Source organism: Streptomyces sp. NPDC059255 (assembly GCF_042752355.1).
GTDB lineage: Bacteria > Actinomycetota > Actinomycetes > Streptomycetales > Streptomycetaceae > Streptomyces.
Genome location: NZ_JBHYZP010000044.1, coordinates 52,613 through 75,118 on the forward strand (window position 1 = coordinate 52,613; position 22,506 = coordinate 75,118).

General features: G+C 69.0%; 18 protein-coding genes and 1 riboswitch. Of the genes, 11 read left to right on the forward strand and 7 right to left on the reverse strand.

Annotated elements, in window-relative coordinates:
• Positions 1-153 precede the first annotated feature (153 nt).
• The 3 genes from ACFXKG_RS35625 to ACFXKG_RS35635 are packed head-to-tail and all read right to left on the reverse strand — an operon-like array spanning position 154 to position 3,073.
• Positions 154-957, reverse strand: a complete 804-nt coding sequence (locus tag ACFXKG_RS35625; RefSeq protein ID WP_384847918.1) for an ABC transporter ATP-binding protein — start codon at positions 955-957, stop codon at positions 154-156.
• A complete protein-coding gene (locus ACFXKG_RS35630) occupies positions 954-2,021 on the reverse strand; it encodes a FecCD family ABC transporter permease (protein ID WP_384847921.1) in 1,068 nt (355 codons plus the stop codon). Before ACFXKG_RS35630 ends, ACFXKG_RS35625 begins: the two co-directional genes overlap by 4 nt.
• Positions 2,018-3,073 carry a FecCD family ABC transporter permease gene (locus ACFXKG_RS35635; protein WP_384847924.1) on the reverse strand — a complete coding sequence of 352 codons (1,056 nt, stop codon included), beginning with the start codon at positions 3,071-3,073 and terminating at the stop codon, positions 2,018-2,020. The genes ACFXKG_RS35630 and ACFXKG_RS35635 overlap by 4 nt, the downstream gene beginning before the upstream one ends.
• Positions 3,074-3,335: 262 nt before the next feature.
• Here ACFXKG_RS35635 and ACFXKG_RS35640 point away from each other — a divergent pair, with 262 nt between their 5' ends.
• The 9 genes from ACFXKG_RS35640 to ACFXKG_RS35680 all read left to right on the forward strand — a co-directional run bounded on the left by ACFXKG_RS35640 (position 3,336) and on the right by ACFXKG_RS35680 (position 15,605).
• On the forward strand, positions 3,336-4,187 hold the full coding sequence (locus ACFXKG_RS35640) for an ABC transporter substrate-binding protein (protein ID WP_384847927.1): 852 nt from the start codon (positions 3,336-3,338) through the stop codon (positions 4,185-4,187).
• Positions 4,188-4,706: 519 nt separating this feature from the next.
• Positions 4,707-5,699: a 2,3-diaminopropionate biosynthesis protein SbnA gene (gene sbnA / locus ACFXKG_RS35645; protein WP_384847930.1), complete on the forward strand. Its 993-nt coding sequence runs from the start codon at positions 4,707-4,709 to the stop codon at positions 5,697-5,699.
• Between the two features lie 100 nt (positions 5,700-5,799).
• Positions 5,800-7,602 (forward strand): IucA/IucC family protein, encoded by a 1,803-nt coding sequence (locus tag ACFXKG_RS35650; protein ID WP_384847933.1) that lies wholly within the window; start codon positions 5,800-5,802, stop codon positions 7,600-7,602.
• On the forward strand, positions 7,599-8,894 hold the full coding sequence (locus ACFXKG_RS35655; protein WP_384847936.1) for an MFS transporter: 1,296 nt from the start codon (positions 7,599-7,601) through the stop codon (positions 8,892-8,894). The genes ACFXKG_RS35650 and ACFXKG_RS35655 overlap by 4 nt, the downstream gene beginning before the upstream one ends.
• A 41-nt stretch (positions 8,895-8,935) precedes the next feature.
• The gene (locus ACFXKG_RS35660) at positions 8,936-10,672 is read left to right on the forward strand and encodes an IucA/IucC family protein (protein WP_384847939.1); all 1,737 of its coding nucleotides are present in this window, start codon (positions 8,936-8,938) and stop codon (positions 10,670-10,672) included.
• Positions 10,669-12,489, forward strand: a complete 1,821-nt coding sequence (locus ACFXKG_RS35665; protein ID WP_384847942.1) for an IucA/IucC family protein — start codon at positions 10,669-10,671, stop codon at positions 12,487-12,489. Before ACFXKG_RS35660 ends, ACFXKG_RS35665 begins: the two co-directional genes overlap by 4 nt.
• 3 nt (positions 12,490-12,492) lie before the next feature.
• On the forward strand, positions 12,493-13,281 hold the full coding sequence (locus ACFXKG_RS35670; RefSeq protein WP_384847945.1) for an HpcH/HpaI aldolase/citrate lyase family protein: 789 nt from the start codon (positions 12,493-12,495) through the stop codon (positions 13,279-13,281).
• On the forward strand, positions 13,278-14,474 hold the full coding sequence (locus ACFXKG_RS35675) for a type III PLP-dependent enzyme (RefSeq protein ID WP_384847948.1): 1,197 nt from the start codon (positions 13,278-13,280) through the stop codon (positions 14,472-14,474). Before ACFXKG_RS35670 ends, ACFXKG_RS35675 begins: the two co-directional genes overlap by 4 nt.
• Before the next feature lie 60 nt (positions 14,475-14,534).
• Positions 14,535-15,605, forward strand: a complete 1,071-nt coding sequence (locus ACFXKG_RS35680; protein WP_384847951.1) for an ornithine cyclodeaminase family protein — start codon at positions 14,535-14,537, stop codon at positions 15,603-15,605.
• A gap of 253 nt (positions 15,606-15,858) precedes the next feature.
• Here ACFXKG_RS35680 and ACFXKG_RS35685 read toward each other — a convergent pair whose 3' ends face one another.
• The 4 genes from ACFXKG_RS35685 to gcvT all read right to left on the reverse strand — a co-directional run bounded on the left by ACFXKG_RS35685 (position 15,859) and on the right by gcvT (position 20,332).
• A complete protein-coding gene (locus ACFXKG_RS35685; protein WP_384847954.1) occupies positions 15,859-17,256 on the reverse strand; it encodes an L-serine ammonia-lyase in 1,398 nt (465 codons plus the stop codon).
• Between the two features lie 121 nt (positions 17,257-17,377).
• Complete coding sequence (gene glyA / locus ACFXKG_RS35690) at positions 17,378-18,646, reverse strand: serine hydroxymethyltransferase (RefSeq protein WP_384847957.1); 1,269 nt, start codon at positions 18,644-18,646, stop codon at positions 17,378-17,380.
• A 66-nt stretch (positions 18,647-18,712) separates the two neighbouring features.
• Positions 18,713-19,090 (reverse strand): glycine cleavage system protein GcvH, encoded by a 378-nt coding sequence (gene gcvH, locus ACFXKG_RS35695; protein WP_384847959.1) that lies wholly within the window; start codon positions 19,088-19,090, stop codon positions 18,713-18,715.
• A 102-nt stretch (positions 19,091-19,192) separates the two neighbouring features.
• Complete coding sequence (gene gcvT / locus ACFXKG_RS35700) at positions 19,193-20,332, reverse strand: glycine cleavage system aminomethyltransferase GcvT (RefSeq protein ID WP_384847962.1); 1,140 nt, start codon at positions 20,330-20,332, stop codon at positions 19,193-19,195.
• 146 nt (positions 20,333-20,478) lie between these two features.
• Positions 20,479-20,576: riboswitch (glycine riboswitch) on the reverse strand.
• 246 nt (positions 20,577-20,822) lie between these two features.
• On the opposite strand from gcvT, the gene ACFXKG_RS35705 reads away from it, so the two are divergent.
• A complete protein-coding gene (locus tag ACFXKG_RS35705; RefSeq protein ID WP_384847965.1) occupies positions 20,823-21,524 on the forward strand; it encodes an AAA family ATPase in 702 nt (233 codons plus the stop codon).
• An 88-nt stretch (positions 21,525-21,612) separates the two neighbouring features.
• Complete coding sequence (locus ACFXKG_RS35710) at positions 21,613-22,347, forward strand: enhanced serine sensitivity protein SseB (protein ID WP_384847968.1); 735 nt, start codon at positions 21,613-21,615, stop codon at positions 22,345-22,347.
• Positions 22,348-22,506: the final 159 nt, after the last annotated feature.

Genomic DNA, 22,506 nt, shown 5'->3' on the forward strand with positions numbered 1-22,506 from the left:
TCTGTATTAGGTTAGCCAAGCCTAAGCGTTCCGATCCGCCGGGTGTGTCCGGCGCCCTCGGTCCGGAATGCGAAGAGCACTGGACTCTCACTCACGTTCCCGAGGCGTGACGGATCGAAGGCTGTGGGTCGAGGCACCCGCATCCCGAGATGATCAGCCGCTGGGTTGGAGGGAGTTGAGGTGTGCACTGACAGGCACGACGAGCGGTGTGCCGGAAACCGGATCCTCAAGGACCTTGGCCGACAGCCCGAAGATGTCTTTCAGCCTGTCCTCCGTGAGCACCTGGGCCGGAACCCCCTTCGCGAGGATCTGGCCGTCGCGCATGGCGACGAGCGTGTCCGCGTAGCGTGCGGCGAGGTTCAGGTCGTGCAGCACCATCACCACGGTGGTGCCCCGCTCGATGTGCAGACGGTGGATCAGATCGAGGACCTCGACCTGATGGGCGAGGTCGAGGTAGGTGATCGGCTCGTCCAGGAGCAGGATACCCGTCCCCTGTGCCAGGGTCATGGCGATCCAGGCCCTCTGGCGTTGACCGCCTGAGAGTTCGTCGACGACCCGCCCCGCGTGCTCGTCCATACCGGTGAGAGCGAGGGCGTCCTGGACGGCGTCGTCATCGGCCGGGGACCATTGGCGGTACCAGCGCTGGTGAGGGTAGCGGCCTCTCGCGACCAGCTCCGCGACCGACAGCCCTTCGGGGGCGAGTGGAGTCTGAGGCAGGATTCCGACCCGCCGTGCCACTTCACGGGAGGGAAGCTTCTCGATGTGCTTGCCGTCCAGCAAGATACTGCCGCTGCTGGGTGCCAGCAGCCGTGCCATGGACCGGAGCAGGGTGGACTTGCCGCATCCGTTCGGGCCGATGATCGAGGTGACCGTGCCCTCGGGTATGTCCAGATCAAGCTTGTCGACTACGAGGCGTTCCCCGTAACCGAGTTGGACGCTCTCTGCTCGCAGGGTCACGCGGTTTCCTTTCGGCGGTTACGGACGAACAGGAAGATCAGATAAGGAGCGCCCAGGATCGCGGTCAGCACTCCGACCGGAAGGTCGGTGGCACCGGGGGCCACTCGTACGGCGAAGTCCGCGCTGACGGTGAGCAGCGCGCCGATCACGAGGGAGCTGAGCAGTGGTGGCTGGGAGGCACGGACCAGACGCAGGGCGATCTGCGGCGTCGCCAGTGCAACGAAGGTGATCGGCCCGGCCGCCGCTGTCGCCACCGATGCCAACAGCGCGGCGAGCAGCAGGAGGATACCTCTGGAGGCGTCGACCCTGAGCCCGAGCCCGCGTGCCGTGTCATCCCCGAACTGGAGTGTGCTCAGCATGCGGGAGCAGACAAGGGTGATCGGTACCAGTAGGGCCAGCGCGGTCAGGACCGGCCCGACGGACTCCCAGCCGACGTCACTGAGGTTGCCCACGATCCAGGTGGTGGCACGCGTTGCGGAGTCGACGTCACCGACGGTCAGGAGCCAGTAGACGATGTTGTATCCGACGGCGGAGATGCCGATGCCGATCAGCACCATGCGGTAGCCGTCGATGCCTTTGCGCCAGGACAAGAGGTAGAGCAGCGCGCCGGCGGTGAGCCCTCCCACCAGCCCGCCGAGCGGTACACCCAGGGAGGCGAGGTTGCCGCCGATGACGATGGCGCCGACTGCGCCGACCCCCGCGCCCCAGGTGATGCCAAGGACGTCGGGGCTGGCAAGGGGGTTGCGGGCGATGGACTGGAAGATGGCCCCGGCGAGACCGAGCGCGCCACCGACGAGAATTCCGCTGAGCGTGCGGGGGAGCCGGAGATCGAAGATGATCCCCTGGGTCCGCGCGTCTCCTCCGCCGGTCAGGGTGTCGAGTACGTCGGGGACGCTGATGTACGAGGACCCGAGACCGATGTTCAGCGAGGCCATGACGATGAGCAGAGCGGCCGCGACCACGGGCACGACCAGAGAGCGGAGTCGGAAGCTCCAGCCGACCGGCCCCGACGCGATCGCCCGGCGACCGGGGATCGAGGACTTACTCAAAGCGATGCGACTCATATGCGGACGACCCCCTTGCGGTGCACCATGTACACGAAGACAGGCGCCCCGATGATCGCGATCATGACTCCGACCTCGAACGTGTCGCCGGAGATCACCCGGCTCAGTACATCAGCCGTGAGGATCAGCACCCCGCCGGTCAGAGCAGCGCACGGCACGAGCCACCGGTAGTCGGGGCCCGTGAGCATACGGGCCAAGTGCGGTGCGAGAAGCCCGAGGAAGGCGATCGGCCCGCAGGCTCCCACCGCGGCTCCGGTGAGCAGCGTGATGGCCAGGATGCCGACGACCCGGGTGCGTCGGACGTTCTGTCCGAGCGCTTTGGCCACGTCGGTCCCCAGGGCGAGCGCGTTCATTCCAGGAGCGCTGGCGAGCGCAAGGATCAGCCCTGTGCCGATGAACGGCAGCACCTGGCCGAGGACCGCGTAGTCGCGACTGGCGATGGACCCGACGTGCCAGAAGCGGTAGGTCTCCATGCCTTGCCGGTTTCCAAGAACGATCGCCGCGATCAGACCGTTGAGGAGGGCGCTCACCGCCGCTCCGGCCAGGGTGAGGGTGATCGGTGTGGAGCCGGAGCCGCCGATACTGCCGAGCGTGAAGACGACGCAGCTGGCGAGCAGCGCCCCGGCGAACCCGAACCAGATGTAGCCGTAAAGGCTCTGGACGTTGAGGACGACGACGGCGGTGACGACGGCGAAGGCGGCTCCTTGATTGACGCCGAGCAGACCAGGGTCGGCGAGCGGGTTCCTGGTATGGGCCTGGATGAGTGAACCCGCTACGCCGAGGGCCAGACCGACGCAGAGGCCCAACAGCGTGCGCGGCAATCGCAGGGAGCGGACGATGATGTGGTCCTCGACCCGTGCCGGATCTGTGAGGGCCTGCCACACGGTCCCCGGAGCGATCGGCTTCGTACCCAGCATGATGCTCGCAGCGCAGACCAGAAGCAGAGCAAGGGCGAGCAGCCAGAGTGCCCGCCTGCGGCGCCGATGACGCCGGGCGCTCTCACTGGGCGCCTCGGACCGGGGCTTACTGCCGTGCTCCGCGAGCGCGGTCACCTGGGGCTCCCCTCAACATGCTGTACACCTCGATCGGTTGGATCGGTGCGAGAAGCATCCTAGGCTGTCTTAGGTAAGCCTCACTTTACAGTTGGGACCATCGATGTCGCTCGCCACCCTTGCGCTCGGTCGACGTGTGTCCACCGTGCTCGCATTCGCCTCCCTCTTGGCACTCACAGCCTGCTCGGGAGGTGATGCCGACGACAGCGAGAAGCAGGCGGACCCGAAGGCGGGGGGATACCCGCGTACCATCACGCACGCGATGGGCAAGACGACCATCGAGAACAAGCCGAAGACGGTGGCCGCACTCGACTCGTCCTACGTGGACGCGGCCGTCGCCCTCGGGATCAAGGTCGTGGGTGCCACCCGTTACCCCGCGGCCTCCGAGCAGTTGCCGGACTACCTCCCCGCCGAGGACAAGAAGTTCGCCGCTGACGCGAAGATCGTCGGCGAGCAGGACAGCCCGGACGTCGAGAAGCTCTACGACGCCAAGCCCGACGTCATCGTCTCTGCGAAGATCCGGCACGAGAAGATCTACGACGAGCTCAGCAACGTCGCACCTACGGTCTTCAGCGAGTCGACCGGGCTCACTTGGAAGGACAACATCCGCCTCCTGGGCAAGGCGTTCGGCAAGGAGAAGGTGGCCGAAGACAAGATCAACACCTACGAGGAGCGCGCCGCGAAGATCGGGGCCGCCATCAAGAAGAAGCACGGAACCGACACCTCGGTCACGCTCGCGCGCTTCACCGAGGGCGAGTCCACCGTGCGCCTCTACAGCAGCGCGTCGTTCCCCGGAAGCGTCTTCGCCGACACCGGCCTGAAGCGCGCCGAGGGCCAGCCGGACGTCAAGGACAGCATCAAGATCGACCTCAGCCAGGAAGAGATCAGCAAGCTCGACGCCGATCGGATCTTCGTCGCCACCTACACCAACCCTCAGGAGAACAAGGAGAATCCCAAGAAGCGGTTCCAGGCGAATCCGCTGTGGGGCGCCCTGAAGGGGGAGACCATCGATGTGGACGACACCTCCTGGATCACCTCCGTCAGCCTGCAGGGTGCGCACGTCATGCTGGACGACCTCGCAGAGCAGTTCGACGTCGACCCGGCCCGCCCCTGACCGCTGGATTGGCCGGCGGGCATCCGGGACCCGTCGGTCATCGCGGAACGCAGATGGCCCTCGGTGGACATGACACGCAGCCGCCCAATCCGCCGACCTCCCTCTCCATCGCGGTGACCCCGAACATTCTCGTCATCGGCTGGTGTGATGGAGCAGCTTGAGCTCTGCGGGTCCCGGGCGACTCCACACCGGCGAGCCGGTCGACCGTGCGGCCCTTACCGGTGAGTGACTGCCGACCGCCCCGTGTCGCACCCCTGGTGCCGTAGGCGCCTCCCAGCAGGCATGAGGAACATCACCCACTCCTTAGGGTTGCATCCGCAAATGGGTGCATGTCGGCCAATGTGACGTAAAGGGCCAGTTGGCTCGGTGGTTAGGTTAGGTTAGCCTTCCCATGCTGAACTGGCCGCTGCGGCCGCGCACTTCCCTTCCCCCTTGAGTGCCTCCTATTGCCGCGCTCGCGGTGCAACGCCCTGAGTACCCGACCAAGAGACGTCACCCCACCCGCAAGGATGATCTCTTTTGTTCCCCACCGATTCAGTCATCGTCGAGGATATCCGCAGTTCCATTTTGGATTGCGTCGGCAACACTCCTCTCGTCTCCCTCGACCGCCTTTTCCCGGATCCCGAGATCGAGGTCCTCGCCAAACTCGAACTCATGAATCCGGGCGGCAGCATGAAGGACCGTCCCGCGCAGTTCATCATGGAGCGCGGACTCGCCGACGGCTCAATTCCGGCCAACGCTCATGTCATCGAGTCCAGTTCCGGTAACTTCGGTATCGCCCTGGCCATCGCGGCTCGGCTCTACGGCCTCAGCTTCACCTGTGTCGTGGACCCGAAGACCACACAGGCCAACGTGCTGCTGCTGCGCAGCCTGGGAGCCAACGTGGAGCTCGTCAACACGGTGGACGAGTCGGGCGGGTACCTTCATACGCGGCTTCGCCGTGTGCGGGAACTTGTGGTCTCCACTCCGAACTCCCTGTGGATCAACCAGTACGCGAACGAGCGGAACTGGCTTGCGCACTACCATGGCTCCGGAACGGAGATCTCCCAGCAGCTGGTTCGTCCGCCGGACTATTTCTTCGCCGCTGTGAGTACGAGCGGGAGCATTCTCGGATGCTCGCGGAAGCTGAGGGAGACTTTCCCTTCGGTCCGCGTCATAGCTGTCGACGCGGTCGGCTCCGTCATCTTCGGTACCCCTCCCGGTCGGCGTGAGATCCCGGGAATCGGATCCAGTCGCGTACCGGAACTCCTGCAGAGGGACGAGATCGACGAAGTGGTGCACGTGGACGATGTGGAAGCGGCACTCGCCTGTCGCGAACTCCTCGCCACTGAAGGCATATTCGCCGGTGGTTCCACGGGATCGGTAGTCGCCGCGATGCGCAGGCGGCTGAAGGACCTCCAGCGTCCCTGCCGTGCGGTGGCGCTCTTCCCGGACCGCGGTGACCGCTACATGGACCTCATCTACGACGACACCTGGCTGAACAAGCAGCGTGACCTTCGGTCGGGCATCTGACGACGTGGCAGCCCCGCAGGTACCTACCGAGAAGCACCACATCCTCACGGAGTCCCGGAGTTTGTTGATGCAGTGGCGTCGGACCGCATCCGACCTTGTCATGCGCGACCTCGTCGATGCTTTCATCCAGGAGAAGTTGGCGGGCTTCGCCCGGCTGCGGCGGGGTACTCCTCCCGCTCCGCCGGCGGAGCGGGAGGACCTGCGGGACGGCGAGGACTGGTACTGCGCCGACGAGGGTTCGCTCCAGGTGTGGTTCCGCGGGCTGTCGGCCGCGGCCCTTCAGCCCGTGCGTCTCTCCCGATCGCCCCTGTGGTGTCAGCGGGAGCAGGGCGAACCACAGCCGTTCACCGAGCCCGATCAGCTGCTCGATGCCATCCTGAACGGGGACGGGGCATCCGGTGACTCGACACCCGCCGGGGGCCCGCGCACGATCGCGGATCTGCGGGCGTCCGTGGAGCACGCGGAGATCAGTCTGCGGGCCCATCACGAGTCCGGGCGTCCCGCTCCGACGCCGGGCGGGCTGCTGGCCGGTGAACGGCTTGCCGCCACCCGTGATCGGCCCTTCCACCCCACCGCCCGGGCGAGTTCGGGCTGGACGGCGGCTGAGCATGCGGAGTTCGGCCCGATGCGCCGGGACCCGGTCGCGGTGAGCTGGGTCGCTGTCCGCCGGGATCGCCTTCGTACGGGTGCGGGCGTCGGCTCCGACCGGCTGCACGAAGGGCTTGTCGATGCCGTCGGTCAGGAGCGGCTGCTCGGCATGATGGAACGGGCCGGCGTCCTTTCCGTGGACTATCAGCCGTTGCCCGTACACCCGTGGCAGGCGGTCCATGTCCTGCCCGACCGGTTCTCGGAGGAGTTCGCGTCCGGTGAAGTGGTGGCCTTGGAAGGTGCCGTGGGACAGTTCCTGCCCACGGCCTCCCTGCGGACTCTGGTCACCGTCCCTGAGACCCGCGTACACCTGAAGCTCCCGCTGGGAGTGAGCACGCTGGGTGCCACCCGGCTGCTCCCTCCGCGCTACCTCGACAACAGCGACCGCGCGCAGCGGACCATGACACGAGTGATCGAGGGCGACACCGTGCTCGGCCGCCTCGTGCGGGTCTGTGACGAAAGCGTCTGGTCAGGTTGGCAACTTCCTTCCGGTGAGGACGAGTTCGCGGACCGTCCGGGGCACCTCGCCGCCCAGCTCCGCCGGTTCCCCGAAGGTCTTCTGTCGGACCCCACGCGGCTGGTCATGCCGATGGGCGCCCTGGCATCCCACGAGTGGGACGTTCTGGCCGGCTCCTTCGCCGAGCTCGGTCTGGCCGACGGAGACCGCAAGGAGTGGGCCTTGGCCCTCTTCGCCGACATCGCGGGAGCCTTCTGCAGGATGGGGCTGTCCTTCCTGCGCTACGGGGTCCTACCGGAGTTGCACGGGCAGAACGTCCTGGCCGTGTTCACCGCGAAGGGCACGGAAGGCTTCGTACTACGCGACCACGACGCGCTGCGCCTGCACCCGGCGTCGATGACCGAGGCCGGGATCCCCGAACCCGGATACTGCCTCAAGCCGGGCGCCCCGCAGAGCCTCAGCCTGCCCACCCCCGAGGCGCTGCTCGGCTATCTCCAGACGCTGGGATTCCAGGTGAACCTGTTCGGGATCGCGGACGCCCTCACCCGGTGGTCGGGCGTCCCCGAGGCTGCCTTCTGGCGTGCTCTCGATACCGGTGTGCGCGCCGCCTTGGACGAACTGGACCTGCCGTCCGCCCTGGCCGAGACGGTCGAGCGCGAAGTGCTGAGGTCGCGGACCTGGCCCTCCCGGCAGATCTTGGGACCGCTGCTCCAGCAGGCACCGCGAGGCGACGTCAGCATGCCGGCCGGTTCCGGGTTGGTCCCCAACCCTCTAATTGAAACAGGGGAGTTCAGGTGACCGGCCCGGCAGCGGGGGCGAAGGAGAACCGCCAGGCCTTCGCCGTGCTGTGGTTCGGGCAGTTCGTCGCCGTGGGCGGCCTCACGACGGTGGTCCCGGTCCTTCCGTTCTATCTCGCCGGTCTTGGCGTTCCGACAGCGGCTGTGCCCTGGTGGACCAGCCTTGCTCTCGCGGCACCCGCCGCGGCCCAGATCGTCAGCGGTCCCCTGTGGGGACGGATCGGAGACCGATACGGGCGCAAGTCCATGGTCGTACGAGCCCAGCTGGGGCTCGCTGTGGCCCTCGGGCTCATGGCCTGGGCAGAGACGGCCGCCCAGTTCGTCGTGTTCCGCTTCGTCCAGGGCCTGTTCGGCGGCGTGGTGTCCGCCAACGCGGCCTTCGCCAGCACCATGGCGCGCGAAGAACATCAGGGCCGCACGTTCGGCGGACTGATGAGTGCCACGGCGGCCGGGTCACTCGCCGGTCCACTCGTGGGCAGCGCGGTGGCGGTGGGCTTCGGCTTCGATGTGCTCTTCGTCTGCGTGGCCACGCTCATGGTCCTGTCGGCACTGCTGTCGCTGTTCGCCCTTCGTGAGGCCACCACGCCGAGCAGCAAGGGCGAGAAGGCTCCGGTAGAGCTCTCCGTCCGCGGCAGCGCACGGCTCCTCTGGAAGGACCGTTACCTCAGGCGCATGCTCGTGGGTGGGCTGGCGGCCCAGGCCGGCGTGTACGCGCTCGTCGTGATCTTCGCTCCACGCGTCGCGGAGATCACCGACTCGGTGCGTACCGCGACACTGTGGGTGGGCGTGCTCCAGGCGGTCACCTGGGCCGCCACCCTCGTCGGCGGCATCTGGTGGGGGCGCCGCAACGATCGCGGCAGCCCGCGGCGAAACTTCGCTTTGGCCGCACTGGGGTGCGGCCTGGCTGTCGCCTTGCAGGCCGTGCCCGGGGAACCCGGGTGGCTGACTCCGCTCCGGCTGCTGCAGGGCTTCTGCTTCGCAGCGCTCCTGCCGTCCATCCAGCACCTGGTCAGCAGGGGCACGCCCTTCGCGGGCCGGGGCACCTGCCTCGCCCTGACGATGAGCGTGCTGGGCCTCGGACAAGTCCTCGGTCCCCTGCTCGGAGCGGCGGTCGCCGGGCTCGGGCACCCCGTGTGGCAGTTCTGCGGCCTGGGTCTGCTCTTCGTCGGCGCAGCCGCGCTGGCCGCGGCACGCCCCCGGCCATGGCGCTCCACCCCCTCACCTCTGCCGTCACGTAGGGACGGCGCTCCGGTCGGCTCGGACCCCGAACCCGCCGGCCGATCCCACCCGTAGAAGAAGGACCACATGTCAGACCGCGCGGGGAGAAGCATCCGATGACCCAGACCCGTACCCACGAGCACTCCGAGGCCTCATCGGTCCGGTCGAACGCTCGGGGCCAGGCCGAGGCGGCCTCCACGCAGCGCCTTCTCAACTCGTTTCTCTCCGAGACGGGGATCCGAGACCCGAGGGTGGCCGGCGAGAAAGAGTTCCGCGTACTCCTGTCGTCCTCGGGCCACGTGCTGACTGGCAGTATCCTGCACTGGTCGCCGATGGGGCACCACGTCTTCGGACCCGAACTCCGGCTCACCGACGCGGTGGGGACCTGGACGCGTCCGGTGGACCACCGCCTCCTCACCGACGTCCTCCTGGGTGAGCTGTCGTCCCTGCTCGGCACCGACATCGAAACGCGGACAGAGCTCTCCGCCCAGGTAGACAACAGCGTTGAGAGCACCGCGCGTTACCTGGAACGCGGACGCGGACGCAGGCCCCGGTCCGCCCCCCACCAGTCGCGTGCACTGACGCGCTACGCGGAGCAGTCCTTGCTCATGGGCCACCCGCTGCATCCCACACCGAAGAGCGCAGAAGGCTTCGATGACGCCGAACTGGATGCTTACGCACCGGAGCTGGGCGCGGAATTCGCGCTCCACTACTTCGCCGTCGCCCCACACCTGCTTCGGTCCCACCGAGTCGCCGATGGCGAGTGGCTGCGCACCGAGGTGGCGGCTCAGGCACGGACGGCTTCGGGAGGCGGGGTCGACGAAGGCACCCTGCTGCCGGTGCACCCGTGGCAGGCCGCCTACCTGCTGCGGCAGCCTCGGTTCCTCGCGTTGGTGGAAGCCGACCACATCACCGATCTCGGCCCGCTCGGCCCGGATGTCTATCCCACCTCTTCCGTACGTACGGTGTGCGACCCCGACTTCACGACCGCGTGGAAGCTCCCCCTGCACGTCCGCATCACCAACTTCGTGCGGAACAATCCGGTCGACCAGATACAGCGAGCTCTGGACGCCAGCGCGGTGGTGGCCGGGTGCCGACCCGGGTGGGACCACCCGGGTTTCCACGTGCTGATCGAGACAGGGGCGCTGGGCCTCGCCGACGCGGGGCTGGCCGCGGACACCACGGTCCTCTTCAGGGAGAACCCCTTCGCATCTGACGACAAGACACCTCAGGTCGTGGCCGGCCTGCTGGAAGCGGGGCCGGACGGGGCTGAGCCCCAACTCATCGATCACGTCCGCGAAGCCTGCGGGGTGCCCACTGGGCCACTGCCTTTCGATGGCGTGGCCCAGTGGCTGGCCCAGTACCTGGAGATTTCTCTGGTCCCGCTGCTCAACGTCTTCGGCAGCACCGGCATCAGTTTCGAGGCGCACGTACAGAACTCCCTGGTCCACTTCGACCAGGGTCGGCCGACCCACTTCTACGTACGGGACATGGAAGGCGTGAGCCTGAGTCGCGAGAACCGCGGGCAGACCCCCGCCGGTCGGGCCCTGGACCCTCGCAGCGCTCTGCTGTACAGCCACGATGAGGCATGGCACCGGCTTCAGTACTACGCCGTCACCAATCACTTCGGCCACCTGGTGCACGTCCTCGGGTATTACACCGGCCATGACGAGATCCGTCTGTGGTCCGTGGCCCGCCGCGTCCTCGCGGCCCGGCCGGGCAAATACGCCAAGGCCCTCGCGGCGGCGGACACACTCCCGGCCAAGGCCAATCTCTCCAGCCGCCTCGCCAAAAGCAGCGAGCACCCGTCCTACGTCCTCCTGCCCAATCCGATCCACAAGGTGGCCCGGTGATCCAGACCCTCAGCCCCGACCTCGCCCTGATGCAGCGCGCACTGCGCTCCCAGCACCTGCACACGGTGCGCCGCAGGATATTCCGCCAGCTTCTCGAATCGCTGCTGTACGAAGGTGTTCTCACAGCACGCTCCGAGGCGGATGGCCGCTCCGCGGTCGACGGCGTCGACTCCCAAGGTCGGGCGGTGCGCTACGTCTTCACCCCCCGTCAGCCGGCCCACGGTTTCGCCCGCACCAGGATCGGCCGTGATCCCCTCCGGCGCGTCTCGGAAGAAGGGGAGGGCGAGGCTGTCTCCCTGACCGGCTTCCTCACCGAGATCCGCGAGCACCTCGGTGGGGCCACGGACGAGCGCATCGAAGGCTTCTCCCGTGAGCTGGAGGAGACGCTCGTGAAGGACACCATCGCCCAGTGCGCCCGGGAGGAACAGGACGGGCGTCTGGCCGATGCCGACTACGACGTGCTGGAAGGCATGGTGATGGACGGACATCCGTATCACCCCGCCTACAAGTCCCGGGTCGGATTCGACCTGGAGGACCATCTCGCCTTCGGGCCGGAGTTCGCCCGGCCCGTACGGCCTCTGTGGATCGCCGCGCACCGCAGCCTGATCACCACCGCCGCGTCCAGCACCCTCGACGGGGCGTATCTGCGCGGCCAGCTCGGACCGGCGTGGGACGTCTTCCAGCAGGAGCTGGACCGGGCAGTCCTTCATCCCGAGGAGTACGAGCTGCTGCCCGTGCACCCGTGGCAGTGGCGCGAGGCGATCGCCGTCCCCTTCGCCGAGCACATCCGCGACCGGAAGATCGTCGCTCTCGGTACGGACCCCCACGCTCACCTCGCCCAGCAGTCCATCCGCACCATGGCCTGCCAAGAGGCTCCGCATCGCGACTACATGAAGCTGTCGCTCTCCATCCTCAACACCTCCACCAGCAGAGGCCTGGCCCCCCACACGGTCACCAACGCTCCCGCCGTCTCGGACTGGCTGCACGGGATCGTCGCCTCGGACCCCTACCTCCGGGACGACCTGCGGGTCATCCTGCTCGGCGAGGTACGCGGCGTCGCGGTCGCCCCCGAACCGGTCTCCGAACTCGTACGGGAGCGGACTTACGGCAGGCTCGGCTGCATCTGGCGCGAGACCCTGGACGGCCGGCTCGACCCGGGCGAGAGAGCAGTGCCGTACACCGGGCTCATCGCCCGTGAGGTCGACGGCACACCGCTGATCGATCCATGGGTTCGCCGTTGGGGAATCCGCGAGTGGGTCAAACAGCTGCTCCAGGTCAGCGTCACGCCCTTGACGCACTTCCTGCAGGGGCACGGCATCGCCGTCGAGTCGCACGCCCAGAACATGGCCCTCGTCCATGACCAGGGCCGCCCCACGCGGGTCGTCCTGCGGGACTTCCACGACGGTGTCCGGTTCTCCCGCGCACACCTGGCCGATCCGGCCACCTCCCCCGAGCTGGCTTCCACCCCCGGCTACCACGCGAACCGCAATTCCTTCGTGGAGACGGACGACCTCGACCTGGTGGTGGACTTCTTCCTGGACGCCTTCTTCTTCATCAACCTCGGCGAACTGGCCATGTTCCTGGAAGACGTCTACGACTACGCCGAGAAGGATTTCTGGAGCGAGGTCCGGGCCACGATCACCGCCTACCAGGCGAAGTTCCCGGAACTGGCCGACAGGTTCGCACTGTTTGACGTGGCCAAGCCTCAGCTCGACGTCGAACAGCTCACAGCCCGCCGCCTGCTGCCGGACACCGAACTGCGTCTCCACAGCGTCCCCAACCCGCTGCACGAACCGCGTGCGGCACAGGAGGCCTGAGCCGTGCTCCGCCCCAACGCCGTCAAGGCGAAACTCGCGGCCGGAACCTCCGTCTACGGGCTGTTCTGCTCCATCCCCGAGCCCACACTGGTCGAGATGATCGGCTGCGCGGGATACGACTTCGTGATCCTCGACAGCGAACACGCCCTTGTCGACCCACAGCAGCTGGAGCACCTGATCAGGGCGGCCGAGGCCGTCGACCTCACCCCTTTCGTCCGCGTCCCCGAAGCCGCACCGGGCCTCATCCTCAAAGCCCTCGACGCCGGAGCCATGGGCATCGTCGTCCCACACGTACGCACCCGAGCCGACGCCGCCGCCGCGATCCGGGCCGCCAAGTACGCGCCTGAGGGGATGCGCAGCCTCAACGGCGGACGCGTGCCGGGCTTCGGGCGGATCAGCCTGGCCGACTATCTCGGCAAGGCCAACGAGCAAACGATGGTCATCGGCATGATCGAGGACGCCGAGGGCGTCGACAACCTCCCCGAGATCCTCACCAGCGGTCTCGACCTCATTCTGGAAGGCGCGGCCGACCTCTCCCAGTCGTACGGGGTGCCCTGGCAGACACGGCATCCGACGGTGCGCGAAGCCATCGAGAAGATCCACGCCGCCTGCGACGAGGCCGGCGTCCCGTTCTGCGCCATCCCGCGGGCCGAGGAAGACCACACAACATGGGCGCGCGCCGGCGTCCGGGCGTTCGTTCTGGGAGAGGAGCGGGGCCTGGCCTTCCGCGCACTCTCCGCCCACCTTGAGGCCCACCGCACCGCCGCGACCCGATGGGAGAACTCCCGATGACCCTTCCCGACTCCGTCGTACGGCTGGCCAAGGAGAGCGGCACACGCTCCGAACCCGCTTGTTTCTTCGCCTACGACCTGGACGCCCTGCGCGCCCACGTCACCCGTGTGACGGCGCTCCTGCCCGGACGCTGCCGCATGTTCTACGCGATGAAAGCCAATAGCCAGTTCCCCGTACTGGAGGCACTGGCCCCATTGGTGGCGGGCTTCGAGGTGGCTTCAGGTGGCGAGGTGGCCAAGGCTCGGGCCGTCGACAGCGACATCCCCGTCATCTTCGGTGGCCCGGCCAAGACCGAGCAGGAGATCGCACAGGCCCTCGACGCCGGCGTGACGCGGCTGCACGTGGAGAGCGAACTCGAACTGCACCGGGTGTCCGCGATCGCCACGGAGAAAGGCCGCGACTGCGACATCCTGCTCAGGGTCAACCTCCGCGGCCCGTTCCCCTCCGCGACCCTGGCGATGGCCGGCAGACCCACCCAGTTCGGTATCGACGAAGCGGCCCTGCCCTCCGCGGTCAAGCTCGCCAAGGACTCCGCCGGCATCCGCCTGATCGGCTTCCACCTCCACTCGCTCTCCAACAACCTTTCCCCGAAAGCGCACCTGGAGATGCTCGACCTCTACCGACGCAAGGTCGAGGGGTGGGAGCGCGAGTTCGACGTCACGTGCGAAGTCCTCAACGTCGGCGGCGGCATCGGCATCAACTACGGAGATCTGGACGCCCAGTTCGACTGGGAACAGTTCACCGACGGCCTCGGCATCCTGGTGGCGGACACCTTCCCCGAGCACTGGCGAGAGATCGACTTCGAGTGTGGTCGCTTCCTGACGGCAACATGCGGCTACTACGCCACCGAGATCCTCGACGTGAAGAACAACCACGGGACCACGTACCTGATCGTGCGGGGAGGCACGCACCAGTTCCGGCTTCCCTCCTCCTGGCAGCACAGCCATCCCTTCACCCTGGTCGAAACCGACTCGTGGCACCTGCCCACGCCACGTCCCGAGACCCACGACAAGCCCGTCACCGTCGTCGGGGAGCTGTGCACACCCAAGGACGTCCTGGCCCGCGACGTACCCGTGGAACGGGCCCGCCCCGGGGACGTCGTGGTCTTCACCCACGCCGGCGCCTACGGCTGGGAGATCTCCCACCACGACTTCCTCAGCCACCCACACCCCGAGCACCACTACCTGCCCTGACCGAACCCCGCCCCTGGGCGGTCACCCCCTTCCCGTCCAGCAGGATCTCAGGAGATTTCCGTGGATTTCGAGCAGTACCCCGACAGCACGTTCCGCTACATGACCCGAGCCGATGTCATCGAAGCCGCCCGAAGCGTCGACATCGTCGAGGCGGTCTCCGAAGCACTGGTCCTTCACAGCGAGGGCAAGTCGATCCTTCCCGAGGAGGCATACCTCGGCTGGACCACGCCCGACGGCTCCTCCGCCCGCTGCCTGGCCATGCCGGGCGCGCTTACCACCGACACGCGTTCGGTCATCGGCCTGAAGACGATCAACGCGAGTCTGACCAACCCCGACCGCGGCATACCCCGGTCCCAGGGATTCACCCTGCTGCTCGACCAGGACACTGCGCGGCCCGTCGTCCTGATGGAAGCCGCCTACATCAGCGCCATGCGCACCGCGGCGGTCACCGCCCTCGCGGCACGGCACCTCGCCTGCGAGACCCCGCGCACCGTGGCGTTCCTCGGCTGCGGAACCCTGGCGCAAGCCCACGCCGCTCTGCTGCTGAGCACTTTCCCCACGCTGAGCGAGGTCGTCGCCTACGACATCTCGCCGGGCCGCGCCAAGAGCTTCCTGGACTTCGTCAAGAAGCTGCCCGGCGGCGAGCGGGTCACGGTGAAGGCCGTCGATGAGGCCCGGAACTGCGTGACCGGCGCCGATCTCGTCGTCCCTGTGACCACGGTGACCGAGGGATACATCGAGCCCGACTGGCTCAAGCCCGGCACCCTGGTCGCCCACGTCTCTCTGGACGACCTGACCGAGGCGGCTGTCCTGAACGCCGGCCTCTTGGTGGTGGACGACTGGAGCCTCGTACGCGACGATCCGCGACGTCTGCTCGGTCGGATGCACCGGGCGGGCACGCTCCTGGGCCCCGACGGCGAACCGCGCCCCGGGGTCAGCCCGCAAGCACGCACGAAGCGGGTCGACGCCGCCTTGGGCGACATCGTGACCGGGCGCCACCCTGGGCGTCGCAGTGATGGCGACATCGTCGTCAGCAACCCGTTCGGCATGTCGATCCTCGACGTCGCTGTCGCCGACCGTGTTCACGCCGAGGCCGAAACCCGCGGAATCGGCAGCACGCTCAACCTCTAGTGAGCCTTTTCCGCCTGGCGGTGTGGACGCGTGGTCGGCGGGCTGTACGAACTGACGAAGCTCCTGGTGGACGGTTCACGACCAAGATCACCCGTGCCGGCCAGGAGCCTCGTGTGCTGGTCCACCCATCGGCTCCGCCCGCGCCCACCCGGCTCTCGGGGCAACACGAGGTACCAGGGACGATCCGCCAACTGGACGGGAACGGCCGTGACAGAGCTGAAAGACGAGAAATAGCTGATCGGACCAGGTTTTCTCAGCACTCGATGATGTTCACCGCGAGCCCGCCCCGGGCCGTCTCCTTGTACTTGACCGACATGTCCGCGCCGGTCTCCTTCATCGTCTTGATGACCTTGTCCAGGGAGACCTTGTGGCTGCCGTCCCCGCGCAGCGCCATCTTCGCCGCCGTGACCGCCTTCACCGCCGCCATGCCGTTGCGCTCGATGCACGGGATCTGGACCAGGCCGCCGACCGGGTCGCAGGTCAGGCCCAGGTTGTGCTCCATGCCGATCTCGGCGGCGTTCTCGACCTGTTCCGCGGAGCCGCCCAGCACCTCGGCGAGGGCGCCCGCCGCCATGGAGCAGGCCGAGCCGACCTCGCCCTGGCAGCCGACCTCGGCGCCGGAGATGGAGGCGTTCTCCTTGAAGAGCATGCCGATCGCGCCGGCCGCGAGGAGGAAACGGACCACGTTCTCGTCCTTCTCCTCCGCCGTCGCGCCGCCCGCCGCGAAGTTCATGTAGTAGTGCAGGACGGCCGGGATGATGCCCGCCGCGCCGTTGGTCGGGGCCGTGACGACCCGGCCGCCCGCCGCGTTCTCCTCGTTCACCGCCATCGCGTACAGCGTGATCCACTCCATCGCGTGGGCCTGCTGGTCGCCCTCGGCGCGCAGCTGGCGCGCCGAGTGGGCCGCGCGGCGGCGGACCTTGAGGCCGCCGGGGAGGATGCCCTCCCGGGACATGCCCCGGGAGACGCACGCCTGCATGACCCGCCAGATCTCCAGCAGCCCGGCGCGGATCTCGTCCTCCGGGCGCCACGCCTTCTCGTTCTCCAGCATCAGCGCGGAGATGGACAGACCCGTGTCGGCGGAGAGCCGCAGCAGCTCGTCGCCGGTGCGGAAGGGGTACTTCAGCACGGTGTCGTCCGGCTTGATGCGGTCCTCGCCGGGCGTGCCCTCGTCGAGCACGGACTCGTCGACGACGAAGCCGCCGCCCACGGAGTAGTACGTCTTCTCCAGCAGCGGCGCGCCCTCGGCGTCGTACGCGGCGACCGTCATGCCGTTGGCGTGGAACGGCAGGGCCTTGCGGCGGTGCAGCACCAGGTCCTGGTCGGCGTCGAAGGCGATCTCGTGCACGCCGAGCAGACTGAGCCGGCCGGCCGCGCGGATCCGTGCCACCCGCTCGTCGGCGCTCTCCACGTCGACCGTGCGCGGCGAGTCGCCCTCCAGGCCGAGGAGTACGGCCTTCGGGGTGCCGTGGCCGTGCCCGGTCGCGCCGAGCGAGCCGTACAGCTCGCACCGTACGGACGCGGTGTGGGCGAGCAGGCCCTCGTTCTTCAGGCGGCGCGCGAACAGGCCTGCCGCGCGCATCGGGCCGACCGTGTGGGAACTGGAGGGGCCGATACCGACCGAGAACAGGTCGAAGACCGAGATGGCCACGGTGGTGACTCCTTACAAGGCGGTCGTACGGCGGAGAGACCGCCGTACGGGGCGGGGCACCGGCACCGCACCGGCCCGGGGGTGGTGGGCCCGGTGTGCGCGGTGCCCCGCACAGCAGGTGTTACAGGCCCGGGTAGAGGGGGTGCTTCCCGGCCAGCGCGGTGACGCGGGCGGCCAGCGCCTCGCGGTCGAACTCCGGCTTCAGCGCCGCCGCGATGATGTCCGCGACCTCGGTGAAGTCCTCGGCGGTGAAGCCGCGGGTGGCCAGCGCCGGCGTGCCGATCCGCAGGCCCGAGGTGACCATCGGGGGGCGCGGGTCGTTCGGGACGGCGTTGCGGTTGACGGTGATGCCGACCTCGTGGAGCCGGTCCTCGGCCTGCTGGCCGTCCAGCTCCGAGTCGCGCAGGTCGACCAGGACCAGGTGGACGTCCGTACCGCCGGAGAGTACGGAGACGCCCGCCTCCGTCACGTCGGGCTGCACCAGGCGCTCGGCGAGGATCCGGGCGCCGTCCAGGGTGCGCTGCTGGCGCTCCTTGAACTCGTCCGTGGCCGCCACCTTGAAGGAGACCGCCTTGCCCGCGATGACATGCTCCAGCGGGCCGCCCTGCTGGCCGGGGAAGACCGCGGAGTTGATCTTCTTCGCCAGTTCCTTGGTGGAGAGGATCACGCCACCGCGCGGGCCGCCGAGGGTCTTGTGCGTGGTCGTGGTGACGACGTGCGCGTGCGGCACCGGGTTGGGGTGCAGCCCCGCGGCGACCAGACCGGCGAAGTGCGCCATGTCGACCATCAGGTACGCGCCGACCTCGTCCGCGATCCGGCGGAAGGCCGCGAAGTCGAGCTGACGGGGGTACGCGGACCAGCCGGCCACGATCAGCTTCGGGCGGGACTCCTTGGCGAGCCGCTCGACCTCGGCCATGTCGATCTGGCCGGTCTCGCCGTCGACGTGGTACGCGACGACGTTGTAGAGCTTGCCGGAGAAGTTGATCTTCATGCCGTGGGTGAGGTGCCCGCCGTGGGCGAGGTTCAGACCCATGATCGTGTCGCCGGGGGAGAGCAGCGCGAACATCGCGGCCGCGTTCGCCTGGGCACCCGAGTGCGGCTGTACGTTCGCGTGCTCGGCGCCGAAGAGCGCCTTCACCCGGTCGATGGCGATCTGCTCGACCACGTCGACGTGCTCGCAGCCGCCGTAGTAGCGGCGGCCGGGGTAGCCCTCGGCGTACTTGTTGGTCAGGACGGAGCCCTGGGCCTCCATGACCGCGACCGGCGCGAAGTTCTCCGAGGCGATCATTTCGAGGGTGGACTGCTGGCGGTGGAGTTCGGCGTCGACAGCGGCGGCGACGTCGGGGTCCAGCTCGTGGAGTGAGGCGTTCAGAAGCGACTTCGAAGACATCACGGTCCCTGGGGTGTCTTGGTGCGGGGTCGTCCGGGTGAGCTGCGTCACGTCAGTTGCCCGAGGTCAGTTGCCGGAGAACTTCGTGTATTCCTCGGCGGTGAGCAGGTCCTCCGGCTCCTCCGTGACGCGTACCTTGAACAGCCAGCCGCCCTCGAAGGGCGCGGAGTTCACCAGTGAGGGGTCGTCGACGACGTCCTGGTTCGTCTCGGTGACCTCGCCGGTCACCGGGGCGTACAGATCGCTGACGGACTTGGTGGACTCCAGCTCTCCGCAGGTCTCGCCCGCGGTCACCGTGTCACCGACCTCGGGAAGCTGGGCGTACACGACATCGCCGAGGGCGTTGGCCGCGTACTCCGTGATACCGACCGTCGACACGCCGTCCTCGGCGGCCGCCAGCCACTCGTGCTCCTTGCTGTAGCGATGCTGCTGGGGGTTGCTCATGACCTGAATTCTCCTGTACGCGGGGGTGTGGTGCGGAACCGCTGTCTTGCGGACCGAGACGGGACGGACGCGGAGGGCGTCCGTATCACTTCTGGCGTTTGATCACTTCTGGCGCTTGTAGAACGGCAGCGCCACGACCTCGTACGGCTCGTGGGAGCCGCGGATGTCCACGCCGACCCCGGCCGTACCGGGCGCGGCGTGCGCGGCGTCCACGTACGCCATCGCGATGGGCCGGCCCAGGGTCGGCGACGGGGCGCCCGAGGTGACCTCGCCCACGACGGCGCCGCCTGCGACCACCGGGTACCCGGCGCGCGGGACGCGGCGGCCCTCGGCGATCAGGCCGACCAGCTTGCGCGGCGGGGCGGCCGCGGCGCGCTCGGCGGCCGCCGCCAGCGCCTCGCGGCCGACGAAGGCGCCGCCGTTCGACGTCTTGTCGAACTTCACGACCCGGCCGAGGCCCGCGTCGAACGGCGTCAGGGCGGTGGACAGCTCGTTCCCGTACAGCGGCATGCCCGCCTCCAGCCGGAGGGTGTCGCGGCAGGAGAGCCCGCAGGGCACCAGGCCCACGCCCGCGCCGGCCTCGGTGAGCGCCTGCCACAGCCGCTCGGCGTGGCGCGGCTCGACGAAGAGCTCGAAGCCGTCCTCGCCGGTGTAGCCGGTCCGCGCGATCAGGGCGGGGACCCCCGCGACGGTGCCGGGCAGGCCCGCGTAGTACTTGAGCCCGTCCAGGTCGGCGTCGGTCAGCGCCTTCAGGATGCCGGGCGACTCGGGCCCCTGGACGGCCAGCAGGGCGTACGCGTCCCGGTCGTCCCGTACGGCGGCGTCGAACCCGGCGGCGCGGGCGGTGAGCGCGTCCAGGACCGTCCCGGCGTTGGATGCGTTGGCGACGACCAGGTACGTGTCCTCGCCGAGGCGGTAGACGATCAGGTCGTCCAGGATCCCGCCGTCCTCCTGGCAGATCATCGTGTACCGGGCGCGGCCCACGGCCACGGCGCCGATGTTGCCGACGAGCGCGTGGTCGAGGAGATGCCCGGCGTCCGGTCCCGTGACGGTGATCTCGCCCATGTGGGAGAGGTCGAAGAGCCCGGCGCGGGTACGGACGGCGGTGTGCTCGTCGCGCTCACTGCCGTAGCGCAGCGGCATGTCCCAGCCCGCGAAGTCGGTCATGGTCGCGCCCAGCGCGCGGTGCGTGGCGTCGAGGGCGGTGCGGCGGGGGGTGCTGCTCGGGGGGACATGGCTCATCGGTGTGGCTCCCAGGGCATGACTACGAGGACGATCCTCCCCATCTGTCATCGGAACCTGAGAGGTTCATCACGACCCCGCGTACTGAGGTCATGACTTGCACCTTGGGTGGGGCCGTGACGACACGGCCCGCTTTTCAGATCTGCCTCGTCCGCGCGGTACGGGGCCTGAGAGATTCAAGGGAGGATCTTGCTCCTTCGGCGCCCGGCGCACAGGGCGACCGGGACTCTCCCGCGCGGATTCAAACGGCCGGTATGGAGTTGGCGGGCACATCATCGCACGGGGCGCGGTGGCACGGCGCGGCCGGTCGCCACATCGCCGGTACAGGTGAGAGGCTTGCGGGACATTACCAAGTCTTTACACTTCATGGGCAAGAGACATGGGCAGGCCGGACGGGGCGGCCACCGGCCGGGCTGACGGGGCGGACCGGACCGACCGGGCCGACCGGACAGACCGGGCCGGCACGGACTGAGCTGACAGGGGGACGGCGATGATCTCGCAGGGGTCCGGCGCGTGTGCCACGACCGCGGGCGTGCCCGCACAGCAGGGGGCGGGCGCGCTCGGCGAGGGCCCCGTGGGGGTGGTGGCCCCGTCCGCCGGGCCGGCCGTGCGCGACCTGCGGGGGCTGGGGCCGGGCCGGGGGCCCGACGGGCTGGTCTTCGACGCCGGGGACCTGGTGGTCGTCTCCGGGCTGCCCGGCAGCGGCAAGTCCACACTGATCCGGCGGGCCGCCGAGGGGGGCGGCATCGACTCCCAGGACGCGCGGGACCGCTGGGCGCGGCGGATGCCGTCCGTACTGCCCTACGCCGTCTACCGCCCCCTCGTACGGACGGCGCACTACGCGGGGCTGCGGCGCGCGCTGCGCTCGGGCGCGAGCCCCGTCGTGCACGACTGCGGTACGCAGACATGGGTACGGCGCTGGCTCGCCCGGGAGGCCGTCAGACGCGGGCGCCGACTGCATCTGCTCGTGCTGGACGTGCCGCCGGAGACCGCCCGCGCGGGCCAGCGCGAGCGCGGCCGCGGCGTCTCGGGGTACGCCTTCGCGCGCCACCGCGGGGCGGTCCGCCGGTTGCTCGCCGCGGTGGCGGCGGGCCGGCTCCCGGAGGGGTGCGCCTCGGTGGTGCTGCTGGACCGGGACGCGGCCGGCGGTCTGGAGCGGATCGCGTTCTTAGCCGAGCCGGGAGTGGAGTGACCCGCGCCACGGTGCACGGCATTAGGGTGCTGGGTGCTGCGGCAGGGTCCTGGGTGGACCCGGTGTACTGGGTGGAGGGGCAACAGTGGTGAACACGGCATGGCCGGGGAACGAGCTGGAAGAGGTGCTCACCGCCTCACTCGGCAACGACGCGGCGGGCGGGCGGCTGGTCGAGGTCCTCGGCCGCAGCGAGATCTGGGTGCCGCTGCCCAACGGGGGCGGCCCCGACAGTCCCTCGCTCGACCTGCCGACGGTCGAGATCGACGGCGCCCCGTACGTCCCGGTGTTCAGCTCGCACCAGCAGTTCCTCCAGTGCGTCGGCGAGCACATGGCGTTCACCGTCGCGCCGGCCCGTGACTTCGCCCGCGGGCTGCCCCCGCAGCTCGGCATCGCGGTCAACCCCGGCGGTGCGGTCGGGGCGCCGCTGCCGCCGCTCGCCGTCGCCGAGCTGTGCCGGGCGGGGCGTACCCCGCTCGACGGGCCGGCCAGCGGGGGCCGGGTCAGGCTCTTCGAGCCGGACTGGCAGGAGGACCCGGTCGACTTCCTCTCCGCCGCCGCGGCCGAGTTCGGCGCGGCGGGCACGGTGGCCACCGCCCGGCGCGCGCTCGCCAGCGTCGAGGGCGAGCCGCCGGTGCTCTTCATCGGCGTCCAGCTCTCCTCCTGGGAGGCCGCCGACCGCAACGCCCCGATGGACGCGCTCGGCCGCGCCCTGGGCCGGGTGCCGGTGGCCTGGCCCGTCAACCTCCTGCTGCTGGACCTGACGCAGGACCCGGTCGGCGAGTGGCTGCTGGCGAAGGTCCGGCCCTTCTACGAGCGCGCGTAGGCCGCGACCACCTCGTACGTCGGGCCGGGGCCGCGACGGAGGGGTACGACGGAGGGGTACGACCGGCCGGGGCGGGTATGAGCCGTAGTCGCGGGCACGTCTCCGCTCCGGCCACGGCGCGCACGCGGCCGGAATCAGCCGTATCGCACCACCCGCCTA

Bases quoted from the DNA above. Each gene is read 5' to 3' on its own strand.
- ACFXKG_RS35630 (WP_384847921.1), bottom strand. From the start codon at position 2,021: ATGAGTCGCATCGCTTTGAGTAAGTCCTCGATCCCCGGTCGCCGGGCG.
- ACFXKG_RS35640 (WP_384847927.1), top strand. From the start codon at position 3,336: ATGGGCAAGACGACCATCGAGAACAAGCCGAAGACGGTGGCCGCACTC.
- ACFXKG_RS35650 (WP_384847933.1), top strand. From the start codon at position 5,800: ATGCGCGACCTCGTCGATGCTTTCATCCAGGAGAAGTTGGCGGGCTTC.
- ACFXKG_RS35660 (WP_384847939.1), top strand. From the start codon at position 8,936: ATGACCCAGACCCGTACCCACGAGCACTCCGAGGCCTCATCGGTCCGG.
- ACFXKG_RS35675 (WP_384847948.1), top strand. From the start codon at position 13,278: ATGACCCTTCCCGACTCCGTCGTACGGCTGGCCAAGGAGAGCGGCACA.
- glyA (WP_384847957.1), bottom strand. From the start codon at position 18,646: ATGTCTTCGAAGTCGCTTCTGAACGCCTCACTCCACGAGCTGGACCCC.
- gcvH (WP_384847959.1), bottom strand. From the start codon at position 19,090: ATGAGCAACCCCCAGCAGCATCGCTACAGCAAGGAGCACGAGTGGCTG.
- gcvT (WP_384847962.1), bottom strand. From the start codon at position 20,332: ATGAGCCATGTCCCCCCGAGCAGCACCCCCCGCCGCACCGCCCTCGAC.
- ACFXKG_RS35705 (WP_384847965.1), top strand. From the start codon at position 20,823: ATGATCTCGCAGGGGTCCGGCGCGTGTGCCACGACCGCGGGCGTGCCC.